The organism is Pseudomonas sp. H9, assembly GCF_004353925.1.
Classification (GTDB): Bacteria; Pseudomonadota; Gammaproteobacteria; order Pseudomonadales; family Pseudomonadaceae; genus Aquipseudomonas.
Genome location: NZ_SMOK01000019.1, coordinates 55,314 through 81,424, shown reverse-complemented (window position 1 = coordinate 81,424; position 26,111 = coordinate 55,314). Strand labels below are relative to the sequence as shown.

Genomic DNA, 26,111 nt, shown 5'->3' with positions numbered 1-26,111 from the left:
CGTGCCTAAACTCCATTACTGCGCGGCTGGGTAAACAACCGACCCGCCCCTGGCAACTCTGCAGATAGATATGCCAGACAACCCTGACCTTTGGTATCTACGACTAGAAAGAGAACAAAGCTATGAAACGGATTCTTCTGGGTACTCTGTTCACCGCGGTCTCCCTCAATGCCATGGCCCAAGCGCCGGGCGGGCCAGACTGCGGTTGGGGCAACATGCTGTTCGAGGGCCAGCGCGGTACTCCGGCCCACTTCCTCGCTTCCACCACCAACGGCACGTCCGGCAACGCCACTTTCGGCATGACTTCGGGCACCAACGGCTGCTCGACCAATGCGGCACTGACCTATGGCGGTAAATCCTGGTTTGCCATGAACGGCATGATGAACGAACTGTCCGAAGACATGGCAAAGGGCCAGGGCGAAGCACTGACCACTTACGCCGTGGTGCTTGGGGTAGCACCAGAAGACCGCGCACACTTTGCAGCTGTCACCCACCAGCACTTCCAGGAAATCTTCAAAACCGCGGATGTCACCGCCGAAGATGTCCACACCAACACCCTGGCGGTGCTCAAGAGCGATCCTCGCCTGGCCAAATACGCAACCCAGGCTTAAGCTCGGCCCACCCGCCCCGGCTCGGGGCGGGTTGTTTCTTGCCTCTATCGGCATCATTCAGACGTAGTTGCCCGACATGCTCAAACGCCTTGCCTACCTGGCGCTCTGTGCCTGCGCCCCGTTGCATGCTGCTCCTTCCTTCGATGACGCGCGCCTTGCCCAACTGGCCGCTGACCGCTACTGGATTTCCCTGGGCCATTATGAAACCGCCAAGCTAGGCGGGTGGCGCAGTTACGTCGATGACCGGCGCTTCTTCCTTGCCCCTGACGGTGCCCACCATCCCGATCAGGAACTGCGTGCCACGCTGCAAGCCCTCTATGCACCAGCCAACCTCGGCGACCAGCATGCGCAGTGCGTGTTCCCAGCGCGCACCCGCTGGCTACGCGAGCAGTTGCAGCTTGACGACCTGCCAGCGCCGGACTGCAAGGAATACACGCAATGGTTCAAGGACGTCTCGCCGCACAGCGCGGTGATGATCTTCCCGGCGGCGTACCTCAACAGCCCGTCCTCGATGTTCGGCCACACCTTGCTGCGCATCGACCAGGCAGATGTGCAAAGCAATGAAACCGCCCTGCTCAGCTATGCCGTCAATTTTGGCGCCTACATCGAAGGCAACGACAACAGCATCCTCTACGCCTGGAAAGGCCTGATGGGGGGCTATCCTGGCCTGTTCGCCCTGGTGCCTTACCAGGAAAAGCTCTCCGAATACCGCAGCCTCGAAAACCGCGACCTGTGGGAGTACCGGCTGAACCTGACACCGGAAGAAACCGGGCGCATGGTCGAACACATCTGGGAGCTGAAGCAGATTCAGTTCGACTACTTCTTCTTCGACGAAAACTGCTCGTACCGCCTGCTTGAATTGCTTCAGGTAGCCCGTCCGAGCCTGGACCTGACCTCGCAGTTTCCGCTGACTGCAATCCCCACCGACACGGTGAAGGCCGTCAAGCAGTCGGGCTTGGTAGAGCGCATCGACTATCGCCCGTCGCGCGAACGCGAACTGCTGGAACGCGCCAAGCCGCTGGATGCCGCAGAGCAACAGCAGGTGCTGGCCGTCAGTGCCGACACCGCGCTGCTGCAAGGCCCGGAATTTAACGCCCTGCCCCGCGACCGCCAGGCGCTGGTTCAAGATGCGGCGTACCGTCTGGAGCGCTACCGGGCCAACGGCCAGGAGCGTGACCCGGCACGCACTCAACGTAGCTTTGAGCTGTTGCGGGCGATCAACCGCAACCCGGCACCTGCGCTGGATATCGAACGCCCAGGCTTGCCCGAAGAAGGCCATCAGTCGCGCACCTGGCAACTTGGTGTGGGAACTCGCGAAGACCGTGCTTTTGCCGAATACGGCCTGCGCATGGCCTACCACGACCTTAACGACAACGCCTATGGCTTTCCGCTAGGCGCACAGATCGAGATCCTTCAGCTCAAACTGCGGCAGTACGAGAACAACGACTGGCAGGTACAGCGCTTTGACCTGGCGACCATACGCTCGCTGACGCCACGCAACGCCCTGCTGCAACCCTGGTCATGGCAAGTCACCGGTGGTCTTGAGCGGGTGCTGGGCAAACATGAGGACGATGTGCTGGTCAGCCACGTCAACGGCGGTGCAGGTGGCACCTGGCAATTGGCTGACGACATGCTGGGGTTTGCGTTGGGTACGGTACGGGTCGAACACAACAACGACTTCGCCGAATTCATTGCCCCGGCTGCAGGGTTCAACACCGGGCTGCTGTGGCGAAATCCACTGGGCACGCTGAGCGTGGAGGCCAAGGGTGATTACTTCACCAATGGCGAAGTGCGCCGTAGCCTGAGCCTGAATCAGCAGTGGGAGCTGTCTCGCGATCTAGGCCTGCGACTGAGCGCCAAACGCGAGTTCAGCCAGCTGGCAGCGGCACAGAACGAAGTGATGCTGGAATTAAAGTGGTACTACTACTAACCACCAGTAGGAGCGGGCTTGCCCCGCGATTGCGATATGACTGTCAGCTCGCGATCGCGGGGCAAGCCCGCTCCCACAGGTCGCAGCGTAATATCGCAATGCGGTAGGCGTTTTCTGTCAGACCGTTCTGAATCATACTGCTGGGGCCTAGGCTGCTGCCGTCGCTGGAAAATCCAGTGATCGGATTTAGCAAGTTCAACATCCGCGCCGGCATTCCCGCCGAAGAAGCGCTGCTACATGCCTGCCAACTGCTGCGATGTGCCGAAGCCACAGTCAGCGATGCGCTTGATCACCTCATCCTCAATGACCGCTCCTTGGTTTCGGGCGCCGGTCAGCACATCGAGACGGCGCTGCGCTGATCGATGCCGTGCTTGATGGGGTTGGGGGCAGCGGATTCTCTCTGTACCTCAAAGCATGTCGCGGCAACAGTGGGAGCGGGCTTGCCCCGCGATTGCGATGTGACTGTCAGCTCGCGATCGCGGGGCAAGCCCCCCCGGTTTAACAGCTTCTCCACCTATAGGAGCGGGTTCACCCGCAAAGCAGCCCTTATGGGCAATGACAGCTTGAGGCCTTCCCATGGACCATAGAATCTCCCACAGGATTGAGCAAAAGACGGTATCCCCAACACAGGCGCTTCACGACGTTTTGACACGGCACCAACAATTCCCCACCTAGACTTATCCACAATGTGGAGAGTTCGAAGATGCAGCGGTTTAGTTGGGTGCTGGGCGTAATGGTGGTACTCACAGGTTGCCAAACAACCCATGAGCAGCTGATCGATCAAGGCTATCCCCCCGCCTATGCCGACGGCTTTCAGGACGGCTGCAGCAGCGGCCGCCAGGCCGCCGGGGTGATGGCCGGGGACTTTCGCAAAGACGTGCCACGCTACTTGCACAACCGCCAGTATGAAACGGGCTGGGATGACGGCTTTCGCCAGTGTCACGCTATGCAGGAAAGTCAGGACCAGCAGGATTACCGCGCACGCCACTGGGACGAACGTGACGAACAGTGGCAGGAAGAAAAAGACCGCGATGCGGCACGCGCCTATAGGCGGTAGGGGCAAGCTCCAAGCTTCAAGCGATAAGAAAAAGCGGTGCGGGTGGTGTTGGCGGGCTACGCTTCAGTCGCCGAGCCATCAGCCTGCACAGGGAGCTTGTCGTGAGCCGCGCATTCGTTAATGAAGATCAGGCCGCTGGCCAAGCCGATCAACCGGTCGAACGCCAAATCAGTGAGCAACCCAATTACGTCACTGCCCAGGGACTAACCCAATTGCAGCAGCGAGTCAGCGAATTGCACGCTCGGCACAATGAACTGCAAGCCCAGGGCGAACAAGCCGACAAACAGCAGTTGGCTGACATAGAGCGCGACCTGCGCTACTTCAACGCGCGCGTACAGAGTGCCCTGGTGGTGCCTAAGGCCAGCGCTGTTGATCGTGTGCAGATTGGTAGTGGTGTGACCTTTGTTGATGAGCACAACCAGACGCATCAGGTGCAACTGGTCGGTGAAGATCAGGCCGATGCGGGCAAAGGCCTGATCAACTGGGGCTCACCGCTTGGCCGAGCATTGCTGGGGGCGACGCTCGGCGATGAGGTGGTGTGGCGACGACCTGCGGGGGATCTGCTGATCGAGATCGTCGCCATCACGCCAGAGGCTTAAACCACGCCTTGGGCCAGCATGGCGTCGGCGACTTTGACGAAGCCGGCGATGTTGGCGCCTTTTACGTAGTTGATCCGACCGTTTTCTTCGCCGTAGTGCACGCATGCGTGGTGGATCGACTGCATGATGTTGTGCAGTTTGCTGTCCACTTCACCAGCAGTCCACAGCAGACGCATGGCGTTCTGCGACATTTCCAAGCCGCTCACGGCGACGCCACCGGCGTTGGATGCCTTGCCCGGGGCGAACAGAATGCCAGCCTCGATAAAGATATCCACAGCATCAAGGGTGGTCGGCATGTTCGCGCCTTCAGCCACGCAGATACAGCCGTTGCGCAGCAGCGTACGGGCGTCTTCGCCGTTCAGCTCGTTCTGGGTGGCGCATGGCAGCGCGATGTCGCATGGCAGGCTCCATGGGGTCTGGCCCTTGCGGAACTCCAGACCAAAACGCTCGGCCAGCTCGCTGATGCGGCCGCGCTTGACGTTTTTCAGCTCCATCAGTGCATCCCACTGCTCGTCGGTCAGGCCGGCTTCGCAGAACAGGGTGCCTTCGGAGTCGGACAGCGAGATCACCTTGCCGCCCAGGTCCATGACTTTGCGTGCAGCGTACTGAGCCACGTTGCCGGAGCCCGAAATGGCGACGCGACGACCGTCGATGCGCAGGTCCTGACGCTTGAGCATTTCTTCGGCGAAATACACGCAACCGTAACCGGTCGCTTCCGGACGGATCAGGCTGCCGCCGTAGGTCATGCCCTTGCCGGTCAGGACCGAAGTGAACTGGTTGGCCAGGCGCTTGTACTGGCCGAACATGAAGCCGATCTCACGGGCGCCAACACCGATGTCACCGGCAGGCACGTCCAGATCAGCGCCAATGTGGCGGTACAGCTCGCTCATGAAGGCCTGGCAGAAGCGCATGACTTCAGCATCGCTCTTGCCTTTCGGATCGAAGTCCGAGCCGCCTTTACCGCCGCCCATAGGCAGCGAGGTCAGGGAGTTCTTGAACACCTGCTCGAACGCGAGGAATTTCAATACGCCAATATTGACCGAAGGATGGAAACGCAGGCCGCCTTTGTAAGGGCCGATAGCGCTGCTCATCTGGATGCGGTAGCCGCGGTTGACCTGGACCTTGCCAGCGTCATCGACCCACGAAACGCGGAACAGGATGGCCCGCTCAGGCTCGACCATACGCTCGAGAATACCGGCTTGCAGATAGTGAGGGTTGGCCTCAAGGAAAGGCCAGAGGCTGCGAAGCACCTCTTCGACGGCCTGGTGGAATTCAGGCTGGGCAGGGTCGCGCTGTTTCAGGCGCGCAAGGAAGTCTTCGACGGATTCGATCATTTAGACATTCACCAGATAGAGTTGGACTTATGTTTTTTTCCCAACTTTACCAAGAACCACTCGCACTGGAACAGGGCACCATGTCGTTTTTCTGAAATTTATTGGTGCATTTGTATAAGTGTATACATTCCCTGTAGGAGCGGGCTTGCCCCGCGAGCAATTTCACTGACACCCCACAATCGCGGGGCAAGCCCGCTCCCACTGAACCAGAGAGGTAAAAAAAAACGGGACCCGAAGGCCCCGTTTCAGTGCAAACCCCGAAGAGTTATGCCAGTTTTTTGTGCCGTACCCGGTGCGGCTGGGCAGCAGCTTCACCCAGACGCTTCTTACGATCGGCTTCGTACTCGGTGTAGTTACCTTCGAAGAACACCGCTTGCGAATCGTCTTCGTACGCCAGGATGTGCGTGGCCACACGGTCCAGGAACCAGCGATCGTGAGAGATCACAATGGCAGCGCCAGGGAAGTCCAGCAGCGCTTCTTCCAGCGAACGCAGGGTTTCGACGTCAAGGTCGTTGGACGGTTCGTCGAGCAGCAGGACGTTGGCGCCTTCCTTGAGAGTCAGGGCCAGGTGCAGACGGCCACGTTCACCACCGGAGAGGTCCTTGACGAACTTCTGCTGGTCGCCACCTTTGAAGTTGAAGCGACCGACGTAGGTACGCGACGGAATCTCATAGGTGCCGATACGCAGTTGGTCGGAACCGTCGGAGATCTGCTGGAACACAGTCTTGTTGCCGTCGAGGTCTTCACGGCTCTGGTCCACGCAGGCCAGTTGCACGGTTTCACCGATCTCGATGGTGCCCGAGTCCGGTTGTTCCTTGCCCATGAGCATGCGGAACAGGGTCGACTTACCGGCACCGTTACCACCGATCACACCGACGATGGCGCCTTTTGGCATGCTGAACGACAGGTTGTCGATCAGGACGCGATCGCCATAGCCTTTGGTGACGTTCTTGAACTCGATGACCTTGTCACCCAGACGCGGGCCCGCCGGGATGTAGATCTCGTTGGTTTCACTGCGCTTCTGGAATTCCTGCGATTGCATTTCTTCGAAGCGTTGCAGACGTGCCTTGGATTTGGACTGACGAGCCTTGGCGCCTTTACGCACCCACTCCAGTTCCTCTTTCATGGCTTTTTCGTGAGCCGATTGCTGCTTGGATTCCTGAGCCAGACGATCGGACTTGGCTTCAAGCCAGCCCGAATAGTTGCCTTCGTACGGAATACCGGCGCCGCGGTCGAGCTCGAGGATCCAGCCAGCGACGTTGTCGAGGAAGTAACGGTCGTGGGTGATCGCTACCACGGTGCCCGGGAAGTCGTGGAGGAAGTGCTCCAGCCAGGCGACGGAATCGGCATCCAGGTGGTTGGTTGGTTCGTCGAGCAGCAGCATGTCGGGAGCCGACAGCAGCAGGCGGCACAGGGCCACACGACGTTTCTCACCGCCGGACAGGTGTTCTACCTTGGCGTCCCAGGCTGGCAGACGCAAGGCATCGGCCGCGACTTCGAGCTGGCGCTCCAGGTTGTGGCCATCGCTGGCCTGCAGGATGGCTTCAAGCTTGGCCTGCTCGGCAGCCAATTTGTCGAAGTCAGCGTCCGGCTCAGCATAAGCGGCATAGACCTCGTCCAGGCGCGCCTGGGCGTCCTTGATCACGCTGACCGCTTCCTCGACCACTTCACGCACGGTCTTGGTCGGATCCAGCTGCGGCTCCTGTGGCAGGTAACCGATGTTCAGGTCTGGCATCGGGCGAGCTTCACCGTCGAACTCAGTGTCGACGCCAGCCATGATCTTGAGCAGGGTGGATTTACCCGAGCCGTTCAGGCCGAGCACGCCGATTTTGGCGCCAGGGAAAAACGACAGGGAGATGTTCTTCAAGATTTCCCGCTTCGGAGGGACAACTTTGCCCAGCCGATGCATGGTATAGACGTATTGAGCCATGGAAAAACCTAGCGTCAGAGACGAAAAAATGAACGCGAAACAGATGAAGGGAGCCGTGGCCCCCAGGAAAGGGCCAAAGCTACCGCAATGCGCCTTGTTGGGCAAACCGCCGACGAACAGAGCTGGCACTTTGCCACGTTTGCAGGCATGCTAGCCGCCCTTCGGGCGTCGGGCTTATAGTGCGCATCCGGAGTAGCCGCCAGGGACCGTGGCGCTTGCAAGCCAGCAGCTCTAAACCTGCCATCCAGCCATCCCGCAGGATCATCGCTTGACCAATCTCACTCAGCCGACACCCCTGCGCAAGCCGTCCAGTGCGCCCGGCTCTCCATTACGTGGATCCCTCAAAGGCGCGCTGGCCCTGTTGGTGTTGCTGCTGCTTGGGTTGCTGCTTTGGCAACTGGTCGATCAATACCGTCACACCCAGGCCGATCAGTATCAGCGCAGTCTGAATGCCAGCGCCGAACTGGCTGACCATCTGGCGCTGAACATGTCGCTCAAGGCCCAGGTGGCCCAGAATGTGGTGCAGCCGTACCGTTCGTCGCCAAGCCCTGCGCAGCTGCCAGACGTCGTCGCGCAGTTGAAGGTACAACTACCCCGTTTACAAAGCCTGGCGTGGGTCGACGCAAACGGTACCGTGCTTGCAGACAGCCTGGGCGACACCCCGGACCGAAATGCGCTGGATGAACTTCTGCGCCTTGATCAGGGCCGTGGTTATTACTTCAGCAACTCTGCAGACAACCAGCTGATTTACCTGTTGCTCCGCCAACCAGGCGACTCACCCGGCTACTGGGTACTGCGCCTGGGCGCAGGGTATTACAGTGAACTGACTTCACACCTGGACCGCCCCAACCACCCGTTGTGGCTGCTGGAAAACAGCCGGACCGGTGATGTCATCAACCGCCACCAGCCTGCACCGGGCAGTGACGAGCCACTGCAAAGCGTGATGCTCGCCTTCCTCGACAACAGTACCTGGCAACTGCGGGGCCTGTTCGATGCCGGGCTCGCGCGTCAGCAACTGCTGCCCGCACTGATCGGCAAATGCCTGCTCGGCCTGCTCTGCGCGCTGATCCCCTTGCTGGCCCTGATCAACATGCGCCGCCGCCATCGCCTGCTGCAGGAAAGCCGCCGCCGCTATCACGACATTTTCGAAGGCACCGGGGTTGCCCTGTGCGTGCTCGACCTCTCCGGCTTGCCCCTGCAGTTGGAACGCCATCGCCTGCGCAGTCGGCAGGCCCTGCAACAGCGCCTGGCGTTTGATCGCGCGCTGCGCCGGGCATTGCTGCAAGAACTGAAAGTCACCGAGGTCAACCAGGTGGCCCTGCAACTGCTGGGCGTGAACTGCTGCGATGCTGCCTGGCGCTACTTGGTTGAAGGTACCGAAGGCATTGAAGGCATTGGCCTGCAACTGATTGAGGCGGTGCTGGACAAACAGCAACAGTTGGAGCTGGAAGTACGTTTACCCGTCGAAAATGGCCAGGACCTGCACCTGTGGCTGATGGTGAAGTTTCCCGAGCAGCGTCGTGATTACCAGGCAGTGATCCTGAGTATCAGCGACATCACCAGCCGCAAGCAGGTGGAGCTGTCGCTGCTTGAGCGTGAAAGCTTCTGGTCGGACGTGGTCCGCACCGTGCCCGATCAGCTATATGTGCAAGACGTAAGCAGCAAGCAAATGATCTTCAGCAATCGCAACCTGGGCTACACCTTGGGTTACGACCGCACACAGCTGGCACAAATGGGTGAACGATTCTGGGAAATCCTCCTGCACCCGGAAGATGCTCAGGTGTATCGGCAGATTCGTCAGCGCATGCTCGAATCCGGTGGTGTCGAGCAATTGCATTGCCAACTGCGGTTTCGTCACTGCGATCAACGCTGGCGGCGTTTCGACATCCGCGAACAAGCCCTGACCCGCGATAGCCGTGGCGTTGTCACCCGCATTATTGGCGTCGGTAAGGACGTCACCGATCAGATTGAAGCCAGCGAGTCGTTGCGTGACAGCGAGCAGCGCTACCGTATGCTCGCCGAAAGCATCAGCGACGTGATCTTCTCCACCGACAGCCAGCTCACGCTCAACTATGTCAGCCCGTCGGTACAGGCCGTGCTGGGCTACGAAGTGGACTGGATCTTTACTAACGGCTGGCACTCAACCATCGCCAACCCGGCGCAACTGACCGGTCTGTACCATCTGGTCGAGCGGGTCAACCGGGCCTTGGGTGATCCTGAACAGCTGGAGCAATTGCGCACTCAGTTGCCCAATCAGTTGTTCCTGTTTGACTGCCTGCGCGCCGATGGCCGCAAGATTCCGATCGAGCTGCGCCTGGTGCTGGTCTGGGACGATCAAGCACGCTTCGAAGGTATCCTCGGGGTCGGCCGCGACATCAGCCAGCAGCGCCGCGCCGAGAAAGACCTGCGCATGGCGGCCACGGTATTCGAGCACTCGACTTCGGCCATCCTCATCACCGACCCGGCCGGCTACATTGTTCAGGCCAACGAAGCGTTCAGCCGCGTCAGTGGCCATGCCGTGGCCGATGTGCTCGATCAGTTGCCAGGCATGCTGACCGTCGACGAGCATCAGGAAGCCCACCTGCGCTATGTGCTCAAACAGCTCAACCAGCGCGGTACCTGGGAAGGTGAAGTCTGGCTCAAGCGCCGCAGCGGCGAACACTACCCGGCTTGGGTCGGCATTACCGCCGTGCTTGACGATGAAGGCGACCTGGCCAGCTATGTGTGCTTCTTCACCGACATCAGCGAGCGTAAGGCCAGTGAACAGCGGATTCACCGGCTGGCCTACTACGACGCCCTGACCCACCTGCCCAACCGTACGCTGTTCCAGGACCGTCTGCATACCGCCCTGCAACAAGCCGAGCGGCAGAAGGCCTGGGTAGTGCTGATGTTCCTCGACCTGGACCGTTTCAAACCGATCAACGACTCCCTCGGGCATGCTGCGGGTGATCGCATGCTCAAAGACATGGCTGAGCGCCTGCTCGACTGCGTTGATGACGATGACACCGTGGCGCGTATGGGCGGTGACGAATTCACCCTGTTGCTGCAACCGCGAGCCACACGGGAGATGGCGTTGAACCGCGCCATCCACGTCGCTGAACAGATACTCGGCAGTCTGGTGCGACCATTCGTACTGGAAAACCGCGAGTTCTTTGTCACCGCCAGTATCGGCATTGCCCTGAGCCCTCAGGATGGCAGTGAACTCAGCCAGTTGATGAAGAACGCCGACACCGCGATGTACCACGCCAAGGAACGCGGCAAGAACAACTTCCAGTTCTACCAGGCCGACATGAACGCCAGTGCCCTGGAGCGCCTGGAGCTGGAAAGCGACTTGCGCCATGCCCTGGAGCAGAACGAGTTCATTCTCTACTACCAGCCGCAGTTCAGTGGTGACGGTAAACGCCTGACCGGCGCCGAAGCATTGTTGCGCTGGCGTCACCCGCGTCGTGGCCTGGTACCACCGGGTGATTTCATTCCCGTGATCGAAGAACTGGGCCTGGTGGTGGATGTCGGCGACTGGGTACTCAAGGAAGCCTGCCGCCAGCTCAAAACCTGGCATCAGGCCAAGGTACGGGTGCCCAAGGTCTCGGTGAACATCTCGGCGCGGCAGTTCTCCGACGGCCAGCTTGGTACGCGGATCGCCACCATCCTCAAGGACACCGGCCTGCCGCCGGCTTGCCTGGAGCTGGAGCTGACCGAAAGTATCCTGATGCGTGAAGTCAACGAAGCCATGGTGATCCTCGACAGCCTGAAGAACCTCGGCTTGAGCATCGCCGTCGATGACTTCGGCACGGGTTATTCGTCGCTCAACTACCTCAAGCAGTTCCCCATCGATGTGCTGAAGATCGACCGCACCTTCGTCGATGGCTTGCCCGAAGGCGAACAGGATGCGCAGATTGCCCGGGCGATCATTGCCATGGCCCACAGCCTGAACCTGGCGGTAATCGCCGAGGGGGTGGAAACCCACGAGCAGCTTGAGTTTCTGCGCGAGCACGGTTGCGATGAAGTACAGGGCTACTTGTTCGGACGACCGATGCCGGCCAACCAGTTCGAGGCCCAGTTCAGCAACGAAACCCTGTTTATGTTTGAGTAGGCTGGAAGCTTCAAGCGGCAAGCTTCAAGCGGCAAGCTTCAAGCGGCAAGTGCAGCTGCGATCCTGAAGCATTTGGTATCTGTGCCTTTACTTGCCGCTTGAAGCATGCAGCTTGTCGCTCATGAACCCCATTTGTCTGCGACATGATGCCCTTTCATATGCCAGACAAAAGCTGATGAGGTAGAATGCGCGCCTATTTCAGCACGATCCTTGAGGACCGCCATGTTCAGCCGTGATTTGACCATTGCCAAGTACGACGCCGATCTCTTTGCCGCTATGGAGCAAGAAGCTCAGCGTCAGGAAGAGCACATCGAGCTGATTGCCTCGGAAAACTACACCAGCCCGGCTGTCATGGAAGCCCAAGGCTCGGTTCTGACCAACAAGTACGCCGAAGGCTACCCAGGCAAGCGCTACTACGGCGGTTGCGAATACGTCGACGTGGTTGAGCAACTGGCCATCGACCGTGCCAAGGAACTGTTCGGCGCCGACTACGCCAACGTCCAGCCACACGCAGGTTCGCAAGCCAACAGCGCCGTATATCTGGCTCTGCTGTCGGCCGGTGACACCATCCTGGGCATGAGCCTGGCTCACGGTGGTCACCTGACCCACGGTGCCAACGTCAGCTCCTCGGGCAAACTGTACAACGCTGTTCAGTACGGTATCGACGCCAACGGCCTGATCGACTACGACGAAGTCGAGCGTCTGGCTGTCGAGCACAAGCCAAAAATGATCGTTGCCGGTTTCTCGGCGTACTCGCAGGTGCTGGACTTCCCACGCTTCCGCGAAATCGCTGACAAGGTCGGTGCCTACCTGTTCGTCGACATGGCCCACGTTGCCGGCCTGGTCGCTGCAGGCGTATACCCGAACCCGGTACCATTCGCCGACGTGGTCACCACCACTACCCACAAGACCCTGCGCGGTCCACGTGGCGGCCTGATCCTGGCTCGTGCCAACGCCGACATCGAGAAGAAGCTGAACTCGGCCGTATTCCCAGGCGCCCAGGGCGGCCCGCTGGAGCACGTCATTGCCGCCAAGGCAATCTGCTTCAAAGAAGCGCTGCAGCCTGAGTTCAAAACCTACCAGCAGCAAGTCGTGAAGAACGCCCAGGCCATGGCTGGCGTGTTCATCGAGCGCGGTTTCGACGTGGTTTCCGGTGGTACTCAGAACCACCTGTTCCTGCTGTCGCTGATCAAGCAGGAAATCTCTGGTAAAGACGCCGACGCCGCTCTGGGTCGCGCCTTCATCACCGTCAACAAGAACTCCGTACCGAACGACCCACGCTCCCCGTTCGTGACCTCCGGCCTGCGCTTCGGCACCCCGGCTGTCACCACTCGTGGCTTCAAAGAAGCAGAGTGTAAAGAACTGGCTGGCTGGATCTGCGACATCCTGGCTGACCTGAACAACGAAGCGGTAATCGACGCTGTTCGTGAGAAGGTCAAGGCCATCTGCGCCAAGCTGCCGGTATACGGTAAGTAAGCAGTTCGCTTCAATTAGCCCGGCTAAATGCCGGGCTTTTTTTTTGGGGGGGGAAGCGTCCACCGGGACCTCTTCCTTCTGCGCCCTCCAGATCAGCTCCTTTACTTTGCCTCCAGCCTTTGCTGTCAACAGCGAAGGCGTCGATGAGTGCCGAGGTCGGCATTCGCCGTTTCCAACCAGGCGCTATCCAGCGCTTGCGGGCCTAACATTTGATCTGGAGATAACCAGCATGCCAAGCGATAAGTCCCTCTCATTCACTGCAACCCTTCTGGCGAATGGTCATCCAGTGATAATTCTCAATGAAGCCACCGACCGCCCGGTTAACGTGGCGCACCATAGACCCGATCCCTCGCGACCATCAGTTCTGGATGCCTCACACGCCCTGGGCATTTTGATCGGCCCGAACGAGGCCTGGGAAGAAGATCGAAATCTCGGTCTGATAGACTTCAACTTGATAGCTGACATCCCACCGACAGAGCTCTACTTCCGACATCACGAGGGGCACTATCGACTTTATGTGCGCAGCGGCAAATACCTGAAGTACGGTGTGTTTACTACCAATCAAGGCGTGACTGAAGCGTGCCCGATCAAACAAGCGGACCCCATACTATGGGCGTTGCGCTGCGCGCAAACCGGCCAGGCCATTGACCTCTCCAACCTGGCGAGCGAATCGGCCGCCGTCAACTTGGTGCACAAGGAAACCGCCGGTAGCCTCGGCATGCACGGTATCGGCATTGGCGTTGGCGGCTTCCTGGCCGTGGATGTCCCAGGGGTTGCGTGTGATTTGCGATTGAATATCCTTGAACGCGAGGTTGACTGGCTCAGTGCCAGCTGACGTTCAGCTTAACGGCATGTTCATACATCGCGGGGCATGACGATCTGTCCTGCGATGTGCCCCTCAAGACTGAGTCAACGCCTCAAAGCCCTCGCGAATCTTTGCTTCGGGCAATTCGTCGGCAATGAATACCATCACGCTCTCGCGCGCCTCGCCTTCGGCCCATTCGGTGTCCCAGTCAAAGCCATACAGTTTCAATACACCCTGAAACACCAGGCGCCGATCCTCGCCAGCTATGTTCAGCACGCCCTTGTAGCGCAGCAGTTGTTTGCCATGGTCTTCAAGCAACTGGTTCATGAAGTCGCTGAGCCGGTCGATATCCAGCGGCGTTTCAGTACGCAGCACCAGGCTGGAGATACGATCTGGTGTGACGGCCTGGCTGACAGGACGCAGACTAAGGCCACCGCCAAGGTCGGCATTGAGGTTGAAACCACGCACATCCAACAGCTCGGCCAGGTCAATGCGACCGTGCTCGACCACCCGGATCGGCGCGCGGCGGTTGATCCGCCCCAGGCGCTCGCTCAAGGCGTCGAAAGTGGCCGCATCTACCAGGTCGGTCTTGCTCACCAGCAAGCGGTCGGCAAAGCCGATCTGGGCCTGGGCAATGGCCTGCGTCAAATGCTGCTCGGCATGCGCGGCATCGACCAGGGTGATGATGCCGTCGAGCAGGTAGCGCTCGCGTAGCTCTTCATCGATGAAAAAGGTTTGTGCTACTGGCGACGGATCGGCGAGACCGGTGCATTCGATCGCCAGACGATCGAAGGCAATCTCACCGGCATCCAGGCGCTCCAACAGCAGGAACAGGGCTTTGGTCAGATCGGTGTGAATGCTGCAGCACACACAGCCGTTGGCCAGGGTCATGACCTGTACCGGTTCATCGCCCAGCAATTGACTGTCGATACCGGCGTCACTGAATTCGTTCTCGATCACAGCGATCTTCAGGCCGTGTTCGGCCTTGAGGATGTGCTTGAGCAAGGTGGTCTTGCCAGCACCGAGAAAGCCGCTCAGCACTGTTACGGGAATAGGTGAGTGCAAACGAAGTTTCCTCGGCAGGGTTTGAAATGGGGGGCTTGCGGGGGATCGCGGGGCTAGCCCGCTCCTACAGGAGCCCGGCTAGCCGGGCTCCCTCAGGATCAACAGCACTTCGGCCCAGACTTGCCGCCGTATCGCGCTTCTTGGCGTTCACGGAAGAACGCCTCGTAGCTCATTACCGGTTTGTCCGGATGCTTGGTCTGCATATGCTCGACGTAGTTGTCGTAGTCGGGCATGCCGACCATCAGGCGGGCTGCCTGCCCCAGGTACTTACCCAGTCGACCGAGATCGTTGAACATCACTGCATTCCTCTTGGGTTACGCATCAGGCAGTGCCTGGAACGGGGACTCTTTGTCAGTCCGCTCTTTTTTACCCAGGGCGCCAAAACCGACCTTGAGGGCGAAGAACAGAATGCTGAAGACCACGACCAGGAACAGGATCGTCAGACCCGCGTTGGTGTAGGCGTTGAAGATCACGTGCTGCATCTGGCCGATGTCCTTGGCCGGTGCCAGTACCTGACCGGCGTCGAGCGCCACGCTGTACTTGTTAGCCAGGGCCAGGAAGCCGACCGCCGGGTTCGGATCGAACAGTTTGATGAAGCCAGCGGTAGTGGTGCAGATCAGCAGCCACACGGCAGGCAGCAAGGTCACCCACATGTAGCGCTGGCGCTTCATCTTGATCAGAACCACGGTGCCGAGCATCAGCGCGATACCGGCAAGCATCTGGTTGGAGATGCCGAACAGCGGCCACAAGGTGTTGATACCACCCAGTGGGTCGATTACACCTTGGTACAGCAGGTAACCCCAAAGCGCCACACAACCGCCAGTGGCAAGCAGGTTGGCACCCCAGTTTTCAGTACGTTTAAGCGCTGGGATGAAGCTACCGAGCAAGTCCTGAAGCATGAAACGTCCAGCACGGGTACCGGCGTCTACTGCTGTCAGAATGAACAGCGCCTCGAACAGAATCGCAAAGTGGTACCAGAAGGCCATGGTGTTTTCACCCGGCAGCACCTGGTGCAGGATCTGCGCGATACCTACTGCCAGGGTCGGCGCACCACCGGCACGGGCCAGAATGGTGTGCTCGCCGATGTCTCTGGCGACCGCTTCGAGTGCATCCGGGGTGATGGTAAAGCCCCAGCTGCTGACTGTTTGCGCGACCGACACAACGTCAGCGCCGACCACTGCCGCCGGGCTGTTCATGGCGAAGTAGACACCCGGCTCGATCACCGAAGCGGCAACCATTGCCATGATCGCTACGAACGACTCCATCAGCATGCCGCCGTAGCCGATGTAGCGGGCGTTGGTTTCGTTATCCAGCAGCTTAGGCGTGGTGCCCGAAGAGATCAGCGCGTGGAAGCCCGACACTGCGCCACAGGCGATGGTGATGAACAGGAATGGGAACAGGGTGCCTTTCCAGACCGGGCCAGTACCGTCGGTGAACTGGGTCAGGGCCGGCATTTTCAGCTCGGGAGCGATGATCAGGATACCGATGGCCAGACCAACGATGGTACCGATCTTGAGGAAGGTCGACAGGTAGTCTCGCGGTGCCAGCACCAGCCACACCGGCAGAACCGCAGCGACAAAACCGTAACCCACCAGCATCCAGGTGATCTGCACACCGGTGAAGGTGAATGCCGGGCCCCAGACCGGGTCGGCAGCAACCACACCACCCAGCCAGATCGACAGCAGCAACAGCACCACACCGATGATCGAAATTTCACCAATGCGGCCCGGACGGATGTAGCGCATGTACACGCCCATGAACATCGCGATCGGGATGGTCGCCATGACCGTGAACATGCCCCATGGGGACTCGGCCAGGGCCTTGACCACGATCAGCGCCAGCACCGCAAGGATGATGATCATGATCAGGAAGCAGCCGAACAAGGCAATGGTGCCCGGGATTCGCCCCATTTCCTCGCGCACCATGTCACCCAGCGAGCGACCGTTGCGGCGGGTGGACATGAACAGGACCATGAAGTCCTGTACAGCACCGGCCAGCACCACACCGGCGATCAGCCAGAGCGTACCGGGCAGGTAGCCCATCTGCGCGGCCAGAACCGGACCCACCAACGGGCCTGCACCGGCAATTGCCGCGAAGTGGTGACCGAAAAGGATGTGTTTGTTGGTTGGCACGTAGTCCAGACCATCGTTGTTAAGCACCGCCGGGGTAGCCCGGCGTGGGTCCAGCTGCATCACCTTGGTGGCGATAAACAGGCTGTAGTAGCGGTAGGCGACCAGGTAGATGGCCACCGAAGCGACGACGATCCACAAGGCGTTGATGGCCTCGCCACGACGCAGGGCGACCACACCCAGCGCACAGGCTCCTATGACTGCCAGCGCCAGCCACGGAATGTGGCGTAGCAGGCTATTATTGTTGTTCATGGTTTGCTTCCAGCTAGTGGATAAAAGACAGCCTTCCGAGTCTAGCGATACTGACAGGAAAGACCACCCCCCACGTTGGTCTAGAGCCTTCAACGCGGGTTGAACAACGTTCGTTATGCGCCCTTGTGAGAGCCTTGGCAAGTGCTGAGCTATAGTCAGGTAGAACCCCGGAGTGCCCGATCATGAGCGACCATCCTGAACGTCGACGCTTCAAACGTGTTCCCTTCGATGCCCCCACCGAACTGGTGCAGGGCGAACAGCGCTGGCCAGTCAACCTGCTGGACATCTCCCTGAAAGGCATATTGATCGAATCCCCCGAACCCTGGGATGCCGATCCTGAGCAGTTGTTCGATGCGGTGATTCACCTGAACACGGATGCCGAAGTGCAAATGCAGGTGCAATTGCGGCATGTGGATGAGCAGCAGCTTGGGTTTATCTGCCAGCACATTGATCTGCACTCGCTTGAACATTTGTGCCGCCTTATAGAGCTGAACCTGGCGGATCGCACCGAACTGGAGCGTGAGTTCCACGAACTGATCGAAGTTTAGGAACTCTTAGCTTCCTAACTACTCGGCCCTCGCTTTCTTTCCTGTCCAGTCAGACAGCTTTCCCCCACAAGACCACAGTGCCTGCAAGAGGCCCTGTGGTACTTGCGTTCGCCTGATGGAACAGAAACTGCATCCAACCCTTGCCCCAAGACCTTAGTAGGACTGTTCCTACGACGATCAAAAAATTGTATACAATTGTTCTGGCGTTCAGATGTAGGACTTGTCTACAGTAGCGCCACAACAATAAAACAGAGACCCCGCCCCATGAATACGTCCTCCTCTAGCACGTCTTCAGCGTCACGTCCTGAAGACGAGAACCTGGGCCTAGGTGCAAACCTGGCGTACGGCCTGCAACATGTTCTGACCATGTACGGCGGTATCGTCGCCGTGCCGCTGATTCTCGGCCAGGCAGCCGGCCTGACGTCGGCGGACATTGGCCTGTTGATTGCTGCTTCGTTGTTTGCCGGTGGTTTGGCAACCCTGCTTCAAACTCTCGGCCTGCCGTGGTTTGGCTGCCAGCTGCCGCTGGTGCAAGGGGTCTCGTTTGCCGGTGTCGCGACCATGGGCGCGATCCTCAGCAGTGAAGGCGGTGGTGGTTTGCCCGGCGTATTGGGCGCGGTCATGGCCGCATCGCTGATCGGCTTTCTGATCACACCGGTGTTCTCGCGGATCACCAAGTTCTTCCCGCCGCTGGTCACGGGCATCGTCATCACCACCATCGGCCTGACCCTGATGCCAGTTGCGGCACGCTGGGTGATGGGCGGTAACAGCAAAGCGCCTGACTTCGGCAGCATGGCCAACATTGGTCTGGCCGCACTGACCTTCGCGATCGTGCTGCTGCTGAGCAAACTGGGCAGCGCTGCCATCTCACGTCTGTCGATTCTGCTGGCCATGGTCATCGGCACCCTGATCGCCTGGTCGCTGGGCATGGCTGACTTCAGCAAAGTCCTCGACGGCCCGCTGATTGCTATGCCGACCCCTTTCCACTTCGGCATGCCGACCTTCCACATCGCTGCCATCTTGTCGATGTGCATCGTGATCATGGTGACCCTGGTAGAAACCTCGGCAGACATCCTCGCCGTGGGTGAGATCATCGACACCAAAGTCGACTCCAAGCGTCTGGGCAACGGCCTGCGCGCCGACATGGCGTCCAGCATCCTGGCGCCGATCTTCGGTTCCTTCACCCAGAGCGCCTTTGCCCAGAACGTCGGCCTGGTAGCCGTGACCGGGGTCAAGAGCCGTTACGTGGTGGCAACCGGTGGTGTGATTCTGGTGGTACTCGGCCTGCTGCCGATCATGGGTCGCGTCATTGCCGCCGTTCCAACTTCGGTACTCGGTGGCGCTGGTATTGTGCTGTTCGGCACCGTGGCCGCCAGCGGTATCCGTACCCTGTCCAAGGTCAGCTACAAGAACAACGTCAACCTGATCATCGTCGCTGCTTCGCTGGGCTTTGGCATGATCCCGATCGCCGCACCTAACTTCTACGCGCAGTTCCCTAACTGGTTCGAGACCATCTTCCACTCCGGCATCAGCTCGGCAGCGATTATGGCGATTGTCCTGAACCTGGTGTTCAACCATTTCACCGCTGGCAACTCGGATCAGCAATCGGTCTTCGCTGCCGCCTACGAACGCACCATTCACTACTCGGATATCTCCGCCCTGCGTGACGGCGATTACTTCGAAGATGGCAAGCTGTTCAACGCCGAAGGCAAGGAAGTTCCGGTGATGGGCGAAGGTGAACACGGAGAACCGCCGACACGACGCGCCGCTGTCTCGGAGCATTGAGCGGTAGTCACAAGCTACAAGCTAAAAGCTACAAGCGATAAGAACGGGCCGGCGTGTATGCACCGGCCCTTTTTATTTCAGGGCAAGAATTATTCGAACAGTGCATCCAGGGCTTGTTCCAGGCGCGTTACGGCAATTATCTGAAGCCCTGCCGGTGCTTCCTTGGGGGCATTGCCTTTGGGCACGATGGCGCGTTTGAAACCATGCTTGGCCGCCTCTTTCAGGCGCTCCTGACCACTGGGTACCGGGCGCACCTCGCCCGACAGCCCAACCTCACCGAACACCAACAGGCCGTTGTCCAGCGGGCGGTTGCGCAAGCTGGACATGATCGCTGCCATCAGCGCCAGATCAGACGCGGTCTCCAGCACCTTGACCCCGCCCACAACGTTGAGGAACACGTCCTGATCGTGAGTCGGAATGCCGCCGTGGCGATGCAGCACAGCCAGGAGCATGGCCAGGCGGTTCTGATCCAGGCCCAGGGTCACCCGGCGTGGATTGGACAAGTGGCTGTCGTCAACCAACGCCTGCACCTCGACCAGCATGGGGCGGGTGCCTTCCCAGGTGGCCATCACCACACTGCCGGGTACCTCTTCCTGCGCACGCGTCAGGAAGATCGCCGAAGGGTTGGAAACTTCTTTCAGACCCCGGTCGGTCATGCCGAAGACACCTAACTCGTTGACCGCACCGAAACGGTTTTTCACCGCGCGCAGCAGTCGCAAGCGGCCATCTGACTCGCCTTCGAAATACAAAACAGTATCGACCATGTGCTCCAGTACCCGCGGGCCTGCCAGCGCGCCTTCTTTGGTCACGTGGCCAACGAGGAAGATTGCCGTGCCGCTCTGCTTGGCATAACGCACCAGCAATGCAGCACTTTCACGCACCTGGGATACGCCGCCGGGTGCCGACTGCAATTGCTCGGTGAAGATGGTCTGGATCGAATCGATCACCATGACCTTGGGTTTCTCCACTCGCGCAGTGGCGATGATTGCCTCGATGCAGGTTTCGGTCATCACCCGCAATTGATCCTGGGGCAAACCCAAGCGGCGTGCGCGCATCGCTACCTGCTGCTGGGACTCTTCGCCGGTGACATACAGTGCGGGCATGCGCGTGGCGATAGCGCACAAGGTCTGCAACAGAATGGTCGATTTGCCGATGCCAGGGTCACCGCCAATCAGCACCACCGAGCCGTCGACCAGGCCGCCACCCAACACCCTGTCCAGTTCGGCGCTGGCAGTGGTGAAGCGTGGAATTTCTTCGACACTGACTTCGGCCAGGGTCTTGATCTGAGCCTGCTGGCCGGCCCAGCCGGTGCGTCCACTGGGCGGCGCAGCGCCTCCGCTCTCCAGCACGGTTTCGACCAAGGTGTTCCAGGCCCCGCATTCGCCGCACTGCCCGGCCCATTTCGGAAAGGTCGCGCCGCACTCAGTGCAGCCGTACATGCGCTTGGCCTTGGCCATAGGGACGGTCCTCGGAAAAAGTGAGCATGATAGCCGACCTCGATGGCAACGGCCGCCACTGAAAACCACAAAACTATTCGATATAACTGCAGGCTAAAGCAGCAGCGCAGAGCATGAAGCGCGTAGCTGAATTACACTGGTTTGACCAAACTCATCTGTTACAAGGAATAAACCATGGGCGTGCTCAGTGAATTCAAGGCCTTCGCGGTCAAAGGGAATGTGGTCGACATGGCCGTCGGTATCATCATCGGCGCCGCCTTTGGCAAAATCGTTTCATCCTTTGTAGGCGACGTGATCATGCCGCCTATCGGCCTGCTGATCGGTGGTGTGGACTTCAGTGACTTGGCGATCACCCTCAAGGCGGCTGAAGGTGAAATACCGGCGGTGGTCCTGGCCTACGGCAAGTTCATCCAGACCGTACTGGACTTCGTGATTGTCGCCTTCGCGATTTTCATGGGCGTCAAGGTCATCAACCGCCTCAAGCGCGAAGAGGCAGCGGCGCCTGAAGCGCCACCTGCGCCAACCAAAGAAGAAGTCCTGCTCACCGAGATTCGCGATTTGCTCAAGGCGCAAAATCGGCAGCCCTGAATCCATAGCAAAAACGGCGCTAGAAGGCGCCGTTTTTTTACTGCACTACCGACTTACCAGTAATTTTCCACTGCCACCTGCCCTGGGCGGCGAGTCAAGCTCAGGTTCAGCCCGCGTTGCTTGAGCACTTGGCGCGTGTCGTCAATCATCTGCGGGTTACCACAGAGCATCACCCGCGAGTGCTCCGGTGTCAGCGCCAAACCTGCGGCGCGCTCAAGCTCACCGTTTTCGATCAGGGTGGTAATGCGCTCATTGAGCGCCCCCGGATAATGCTCACGCGTCACCACGGGGATGAACTGAAGCTTGCCGGCGAATTCAGCCAGGTACTCACGTTGCTCAAGACCAGCAATCAAGTCCAGGTAGGCCAGTTCTCTGGCTTCCCGTACCGAATACACCAGCTTGATCGACTCGAAACGCTGCCAGGCTTCAAAATCCTGCAAAATCGAGACGAACGGCGCGATGCCGGTGCCCGTGGCCAACAACCACAGGTCCCGCCCGTCGGCAAAGCGATCCAGGGTCAGAAAACCGAAGGCCTGACGATCAATCAACAAGCTGTCGCCTTCCTTCAGTCGGCTCAGCTCACTGGTGAACTCCCCGCCTGGCACCACAATCGAGAAAAAATCCAGGTGTTCGTCATGCGGCGCCGACACCATTGAGTAAGCGCGCCAGACCACACTGCCATCGGCCTTGGTGACACCCAGGCGCGCAAACTGGCCGGAGCGGAAACGAAAGCCCGGGTCACGCGTGACACGCAAGCTGAACAGGCTGGGGGTCAGCGGCTGGACGTCGAGTAACGTCTGGCGGGTGAACTTTTCAGCGCTGGCAGTCATGGCTTACTCCAAAGAACAGATGCGCCCAGTGTCGCCTAAACGCGTCAGGATAAACACCGCCGGATTGTAGTGGCATCACCACAAGTTCAAGCGCACCAACCTGTCAAAGAGCAATTTGGGATCAGAGGCCGCGGCTTGTTACCAAAAAACTCAGCAAAGTGCTCGGGTATTTTCTACACTGCCTTGCAGCATGTTGGAGCCCGGATACACGTCACAGGGAGGTGAAACGCCATGCGCGATTGGAATCAGGAGCAGCTGCAACAATTAAGCTGCGAAACGGATGAACAACGGATGTTCGAGATAGTGGCCTCCCTGGCTACACAATTGGGCATGGAATATTTTTCCTACACCTTACGCACTCCCGCAACGGCGCAGAATGGCCAGCTCAAGACGTACAACAACTACCCCGCTGCCTGGAATGAGCATTATCAGCGCTGTAATTACCTGAGCATCGACCCGACCGTCGCCCATTGCCGGGAATCAATGCTGCCCCTTCTCTGGCAGGATGAGGTTTTCCGAGAGACGCCCGAGTTCTGGGAGCATGCTCAACGCAACGGGCTTCGTTATGGCTGGAGTCAATCAGCTCACGACCTGCGTCACAACGAAAGCATCCTGAGCGTGGCGCGCAGTCACAACGCCATCGAAACCCGTGAGTTTCACAAAGCCGCTGGACAAGTCATGTGGCTGTGTAATCTGTTACACACGCTGATACTCAACCGACAGCCGCCCCCTCCTTCCAAGCGACTCTCTGCCCGTGAAACCGAAGTGCTGAAATGGTCCGCCGCCGGCAAGACCGCAGCCGACATTTCCTGCATTCTCACCTTGTCGCAAAGCACAGTGAACTTTCACATTCGCAGCGTCATAACCAAACTCGACTGCAGCAACAAAGCCGGTGCCATTGCAATTGCCGCCAAGTACGGCCTTCTAGATTAACCCCCTGCCACTCAAAGCCCTGTAGAATCCACCCTTTGTAATGCGTGGCTAATGGTGCCGCGTGCCCCTGCCCCAGAGCCTTAAGCCATGCCCTTGTTGACCAGCCCTTTTGCCGAACTCGACCTGCGCCGCCAGCCCGAGCAAGCCAACGACCCCCTGCAAGCGTTCGATGCTGCCGACGAGTACCTGCTTGAACACTTGGCTGAACAGTCGCCAGCTTCCGCCGCCCGTGTCCTGGTGCTCAACGACAGCTTTGGAGCCCTGGCCATCAGCTTGAGCGGCCATGTACAGGTCAGCAGCAGCGGCGACTCGCACCTGGCCCGCCTGGCACTGGAAAAAAACCTGGTGCGTAATGGTCAGGCCTTTGATGCGCTACCGTTCATTCCTGCCAGCAGCCACTGGCAAGGTCCGTTTGACCGTGTGCTGGTGCGCGTGCCCAAGACCCTGGCCTTGCTCGAAGAACAACTGATTCGCCTGCAAGGCCATCTCGCCCCCGGCGCCCAAGTGATAGCCGGAGCAATGATCAAGCACCTGCCGCGCGCCGCCGGTGATCTGCTGGAAAAATACATTGGCCCGGTCCAGGCATCGCTTGCACGGAAAAAAGCCCGTCTGCTGATTGCCACCGCACAAAACAAGAACACATTCACCTCCCCCTACCCCAGCCGCTACCAACTGGACACACCACGCCTGGAGTTGCTCAACCATGCCAACGTGTTCTGCCGCGAAGGCCTGGACATTGGTACCCGCGCCTTCCTGCCGCACTTGCCCGCTAACCTGGGCAGCGCTCGGGTTGCCGACCTTGGTTGCGGTAACGGTGTGTTGGCCATAGTCAGCGCACTGAAGAATCCGCAAGCGCACTACACCCTGGTCGATGAGTCGTACATGGCGACCCAATCGGCGCTGGAGAATTGGCGGGCGGCGCTGGGCGACCGTGAAGTCTGCGTGCGGGCCGACGATGGTCTGGCAGGGCAGCCGGCACAGTCGCTTGACGTGGTGCTGTGCAATCCCCCCTTCCATCAACAACAAGTGGTTGGCGACTTTCTCGCCTGGCGCATGTTCCAACAGGCCCGCGAGGCGCTGGTGGTTGGTGGAGCGCTATATATCGTCGGTAACCGTCATCTGGGTTATCACAGCAAGCTGGCGCGGCTGTTCCGGGGGGTTGAGCAGGTGGCTGCAACGCCGAAGTTTGTGGTGCTCAAAGCGCGTAAGTGAGCGGTAGCCCAAGGAAAAAAAGGTTCAGCGGGGGAAGCGTTGGCTTTGGTTTTGAGAGCGGAGGGCTAATCCGTTCGGTGCGGCCCGCAGGCTCCTGCATCGGGCTCTACCAGTAGGAGCGGGCTTGCCCCGCGACTGGGCTTTGCATGCTAGATCGCTTCGCGGGGCAAGCCCGCTCCTACCGAGATTAGCCCACGGCACCCATCGCCCTCGACACTCCGTGAAGAACCAAAAAAAACCCTTCGCAACTGTCGTTGCGAAGGGTCAATCCGCTGTAAGGCGGGAGGTGGGAATGATGTATCAGGGGGTACTCAAGCCGGCTGCCGCCATGAACATGCGCATCAGCCAGGCCGCAACCCCCAGTGCCGCGACGCTGCAAACCCAGATCAGGGCCAGCCAGCCGAGTCGCTGCCACAGTGGCTTTTTCTCTTCATCGAAGGTGTGTTTGCCGGTCATCGCCAGGCCCTCCTAGTGATAGCCATCCTCGTGGGTCACCTTGCCGCGGAACACGTAGTAGCTCCAGAAGGTGTAACCCAGGATGAATGGAATGATGAACAATGCCCCAACCAGCATGAAGCCCATGCTTTGCGGCGGCGCGGCAGCGTCCCAGATCGAGATCGATGGTGGGATGATGTTCGGCCACAAGCTGATGCCAAGGCCACTGTAGCCCAGGAAAATCAGCGCCAGGGTCAGCAGGAACGGGGTGTAGTGCGCATTGCGTGCCACCGCCCGCAACAAACCGTACAGGGTCACCAGCACCAGGATCGGCACCGGCAGGAACCAGAACAGGTTCGGCAGGGTGAACCAGCGCGTGGCGATTTCCGGATGCGCCAGCGGCGTCCAGATGCTGACGATACCGGTCACTGCCAGTAGCACCAGGGCCAGTGGACGGGCCAGGTCATGCATCTGCAGTTGCAGCTTGCCTTCGGTCTTCATGATCAGCCAGGTGCAGCCGAGCAAGGCGTAGGCCACGATCAGCCCGAGCCCACAGAACAGGCTGAACGGGGTCAGCCAGTCGAAGGCGCCACCAGCGTAGCTACGGTCGACCACTTTGAAGCCTTCGATGAAGGCCCCCAGTGCTACACCCTGGAAGAAGGTGGCCGCCAGCGACCCGCCAATGAACGCCTTGTCCCAGAGGTGGCGCTTTTCAGCCGTGGCCTTGAAGCGGAACTCGAACGCTACACCACGGAAGATCAAACCGACCAGCATCAACATCAATGGCAGGTACAGTGCCGAAAGCACCACGGCATAGGCCAGCGGGAAGGCACCAAACAGCGCCGCGCCGCCCAGCACCAACCAGGTTTCGTTACCGTCCCAGACCGGCGCGACGGTGTTCATCATCACGTCGCGGTCTTGCTCGCCTTTGACGAAGGGGAAAAGAATGCCGATCCCCAGGTCGAAACCATCCATGACCACGTACATCATGATGCCGAAGATAATGATCACGGCCCAGATCAGTGGAAGATCAATACCCATG

At 59.4% G+C, this 26,111-nt stretch carries 22 protein-coding genes; 13 read left to right on the top strand and 9 right to left on the bottom strand.

The window, feature by feature from the left end:
* Positions 1 to 122: 122 nt before the first annotated feature.
* The 5 genes from E1573_RS15690 to E1573_RS15670 all read left to right on the top strand — a co-directional run bounded on the left by E1573_RS15690 (position 123) and on the right by E1573_RS15670 (position 4,197).
* Positions 123 to 611 (top strand): DUF3015 domain-containing protein, encoded by a 489-nt coding sequence (locus E1573_RS15690; protein ID WP_133215273.1) that lies wholly within the window; start codon positions 123 to 125, stop codon positions 609 to 611.
* Between the two features lie 76 nt (positions 612 to 687).
* Positions 688 to 2,541, top strand: a complete 1,854-nt coding sequence (locus tag E1573_RS15685; RefSeq protein WP_133215271.1) for a DUF4105 domain-containing protein — start codon at positions 688 to 690, stop codon at positions 2,539 to 2,541.
* 176 nt (positions 2,542 to 2,717) lie between these two features.
* Positions 2,718 to 2,900 (top strand): DUF6124 family protein, encoded by a 183-nt coding sequence (locus E1573_RS15680; RefSeq protein WP_133215269.1) that lies wholly within the window; start codon positions 2,718 to 2,720, stop codon positions 2,898 to 2,900.
* 344 nt (positions 2,901 to 3,244) lie between these two features.
* Positions 3,245 to 3,598 (top strand): hypothetical protein, encoded by a 354-nt coding sequence (locus E1573_RS15675; RefSeq protein WP_133215267.1) that lies wholly within the window; start codon positions 3,245 to 3,247, stop codon positions 3,596 to 3,598.
* 101 nt (positions 3,599 to 3,699) lie between these two features.
* On the top strand, positions 3,700 to 4,197 hold the full coding sequence (locus tag E1573_RS15670; RefSeq protein ID WP_133215265.1) for a GreA/GreB family elongation factor: 498 nt from the start codon (positions 3,700 to 3,702) through the stop codon (positions 4,195 to 4,197).
* Here the strand turns inward: E1573_RS15670 and gdhA are convergent.
* Together gdhA and ettA are read right to left on the bottom strand one after the other, a co-directional pair.
* Positions 4,194 to 5,531, bottom strand: a complete 1,338-nt coding sequence (gdhA, locus tag E1573_RS15665) for an NADP-specific glutamate dehydrogenase (protein ID WP_133215263.1) — start codon at positions 5,529 to 5,531, stop codon at positions 4,194 to 4,196. The two genes, E1573_RS15670 and gdhA, sit on opposite strands and share 4 nt — an antisense overlap.
* A 265-nt stretch (positions 5,532 to 5,796) precedes the next feature.
* Positions 5,797 to 7,461, bottom strand: a complete 1,665-nt coding sequence (gene ettA / locus E1573_RS15660; RefSeq protein ID WP_133215261.1) for an energy-dependent translational throttle protein EttA — start codon at positions 7,459 to 7,461, stop codon at positions 5,797 to 5,799.
* Positions 7,462 to 7,729: 268 nt separating this feature from the next.
* Between ettA and E1573_RS15655 the strand changes: the two genes are divergently transcribed.
* The 3 genes from E1573_RS15655 (at position 7,730) to E1573_RS15645 (ending at position 13,865) form a co-directional block, all read left to right on the top strand.
* Positions 7,730 to 11,554 carry a bifunctional diguanylate cyclase/phosphodiesterase gene (locus E1573_RS15655; RefSeq protein ID WP_133215259.1) on the top strand — a complete coding sequence of 1,275 codons (3,825 nt, stop codon included), beginning with the start codon at positions 7,730 to 7,732 and terminating at the stop codon, positions 11,552 to 11,554.
* Positions 11,555 to 11,776: 222 nt separating this feature from the next.
* Positions 11,777 to 13,030 carry a serine hydroxymethyltransferase gene (glyA, locus tag E1573_RS15650; protein ID WP_133215257.1) on the top strand — a complete coding sequence of 418 codons (1,254 nt, stop codon included), beginning with the start codon at positions 11,777 to 11,779 and terminating at the stop codon, positions 13,028 to 13,030.
* A gap of 229 nt (positions 13,031 to 13,259) precedes the next feature.
* The gene (locus E1573_RS15645) at positions 13,260 to 13,865 is read left to right on the top strand and encodes a hypothetical protein (RefSeq protein ID WP_133215255.1); all 606 of its coding nucleotides are present in this window, start codon (positions 13,260 to 13,262) and stop codon (positions 13,863 to 13,865) included.
* 63 nt (positions 13,866 to 13,928) lie between these two features.
* On the opposite strand, the gene yjiA is transcribed toward E1573_RS15645, so the two are convergent.
* The 3 genes from yjiA to E1573_RS15630 all read right to left on the bottom strand — a co-directional run bounded on the left by yjiA (position 13,929) and on the right by E1573_RS15630 (position 17,281).
* Positions 13,929 to 14,900 (bottom strand): GTPase, encoded by a 972-nt coding sequence (gene yjiA, locus E1573_RS15640; protein ID WP_133215253.1) that lies wholly within the window; start codon positions 14,898 to 14,900, stop codon positions 13,929 to 13,931.
* Between the two features lie 98 nt (positions 14,901 to 14,998).
* Positions 14,999 to 15,196, bottom strand: a complete 198-nt coding sequence (locus tag E1573_RS15635; RefSeq protein ID WP_008094130.1) for a YbdD/YjiX family protein — start codon at positions 15,194 to 15,196, stop codon at positions 14,999 to 15,001.
* 18 nt (positions 15,197 to 15,214) lie between these two features.
* Entirely contained in the window at positions 15,215 to 17,281 is a 2,067-nt protein-coding gene (locus E1573_RS15630) for a carbon starvation CstA family protein (protein WP_133215251.1), read from the bottom strand.
* 182 nt (positions 17,282 to 17,463) lie between these two features.
* Here E1573_RS15630 and E1573_RS15625 point away from each other — a divergent pair, with 182 nt between their 5' ends.
* Together E1573_RS15625 and E1573_RS15620 are read left to right on the top strand one after the other, a co-directional pair.
* Positions 17,464 to 17,829 (top strand): PilZ domain-containing protein, encoded by a 366-nt coding sequence (locus E1573_RS15625; RefSeq protein WP_133215249.1) that lies wholly within the window; start codon positions 17,464 to 17,466, stop codon positions 17,827 to 17,829.
* Between the two features lie 264 nt (positions 17,830 to 18,093).
* On the top strand, positions 18,094 to 19,614 hold the full coding sequence (locus tag E1573_RS15620) for a nucleobase:cation symporter-2 family protein (RefSeq protein ID WP_133215247.1): 1,521 nt from the start codon (positions 18,094 to 18,096) through the stop codon (positions 19,612 to 19,614).
* Positions 19,615 to 19,703: 89 nt separating this feature from the next.
* On the opposite strand, the gene radA is transcribed toward E1573_RS15620, so the two are convergent.
* A complete protein-coding gene (radA, locus tag E1573_RS15615) occupies positions 19,704 to 21,071 on the bottom strand; it encodes a DNA repair protein RadA (RefSeq protein ID WP_133215245.1) in 1,368 nt (455 codons plus the stop codon).
* A gap of 174 nt (positions 21,072 to 21,245) precedes the next feature.
* On the opposite strand from radA, the gene mscL reads away from it, so the two are divergent.
* A complete protein-coding gene (gene mscL, locus E1573_RS15610; RefSeq protein ID WP_133215243.1) occupies positions 21,246 to 21,659 on the top strand; it encodes a large-conductance mechanosensitive channel protein MscL in 414 nt (137 codons plus the stop codon).
* A 53-nt stretch (positions 21,660 to 21,712) separates the two neighbouring features.
* Here mscL and E1573_RS15605 read toward each other — a convergent pair whose 3' ends face one another.
* On the bottom strand, positions 21,713 to 22,489 hold the full coding sequence (locus E1573_RS15605; RefSeq protein ID WP_133215241.1) for a ferredoxin--NADP reductase: 777 nt from the start codon (positions 22,487 to 22,489) through the stop codon (positions 21,713 to 21,715).
* A gap of 231 nt (positions 22,490 to 22,720) precedes the next feature.
* On the opposite strand from E1573_RS15605, the gene E1573_RS15600 reads away from it, so the two are divergent.
* Together E1573_RS15600 and E1573_RS15595 are read left to right on the top strand one after the other, a co-directional pair.
* On the top strand, positions 22,721 to 23,422 hold the full coding sequence (locus E1573_RS15600) for an autoinducer binding domain-containing protein (RefSeq protein ID WP_133215239.1): 702 nt from the start codon (positions 22,721 to 22,723) through the stop codon (positions 23,420 to 23,422).
* An 87-nt stretch (positions 23,423 to 23,509) separates the two neighbouring features.
* Positions 23,510 to 24,634 carry a methyltransferase gene (locus E1573_RS15595; RefSeq protein ID WP_133215237.1) on the top strand — a complete coding sequence of 375 codons (1,125 nt, stop codon included), beginning with the start codon at positions 23,510 to 23,512 and terminating at the stop codon, positions 24,632 to 24,634.
* A 300-nt stretch (positions 24,635 to 24,934) separates the two neighbouring features.
* Here the strand turns inward: E1573_RS15595 and E1573_RS15590 are convergent, their stop codons facing one another.
* Entirely contained in the window at positions 24,935 to 25,090 is a 156-nt protein-coding gene (locus tag E1573_RS15590) for a DUF2474 domain-containing protein (RefSeq protein ID WP_133215235.1), read from the bottom strand.
* A 12-nt stretch (positions 25,091 to 25,102) separates the two neighbouring features.
* Entirely contained in the window at positions 25,103 to 26,110 is a 1,008-nt protein-coding gene (gene cydB, locus E1573_RS15585; protein WP_133215234.1) for a cytochrome d ubiquinol oxidase subunit II, read from the bottom strand.
* Position 26,111 lies beyond the last annotated feature (1 nt).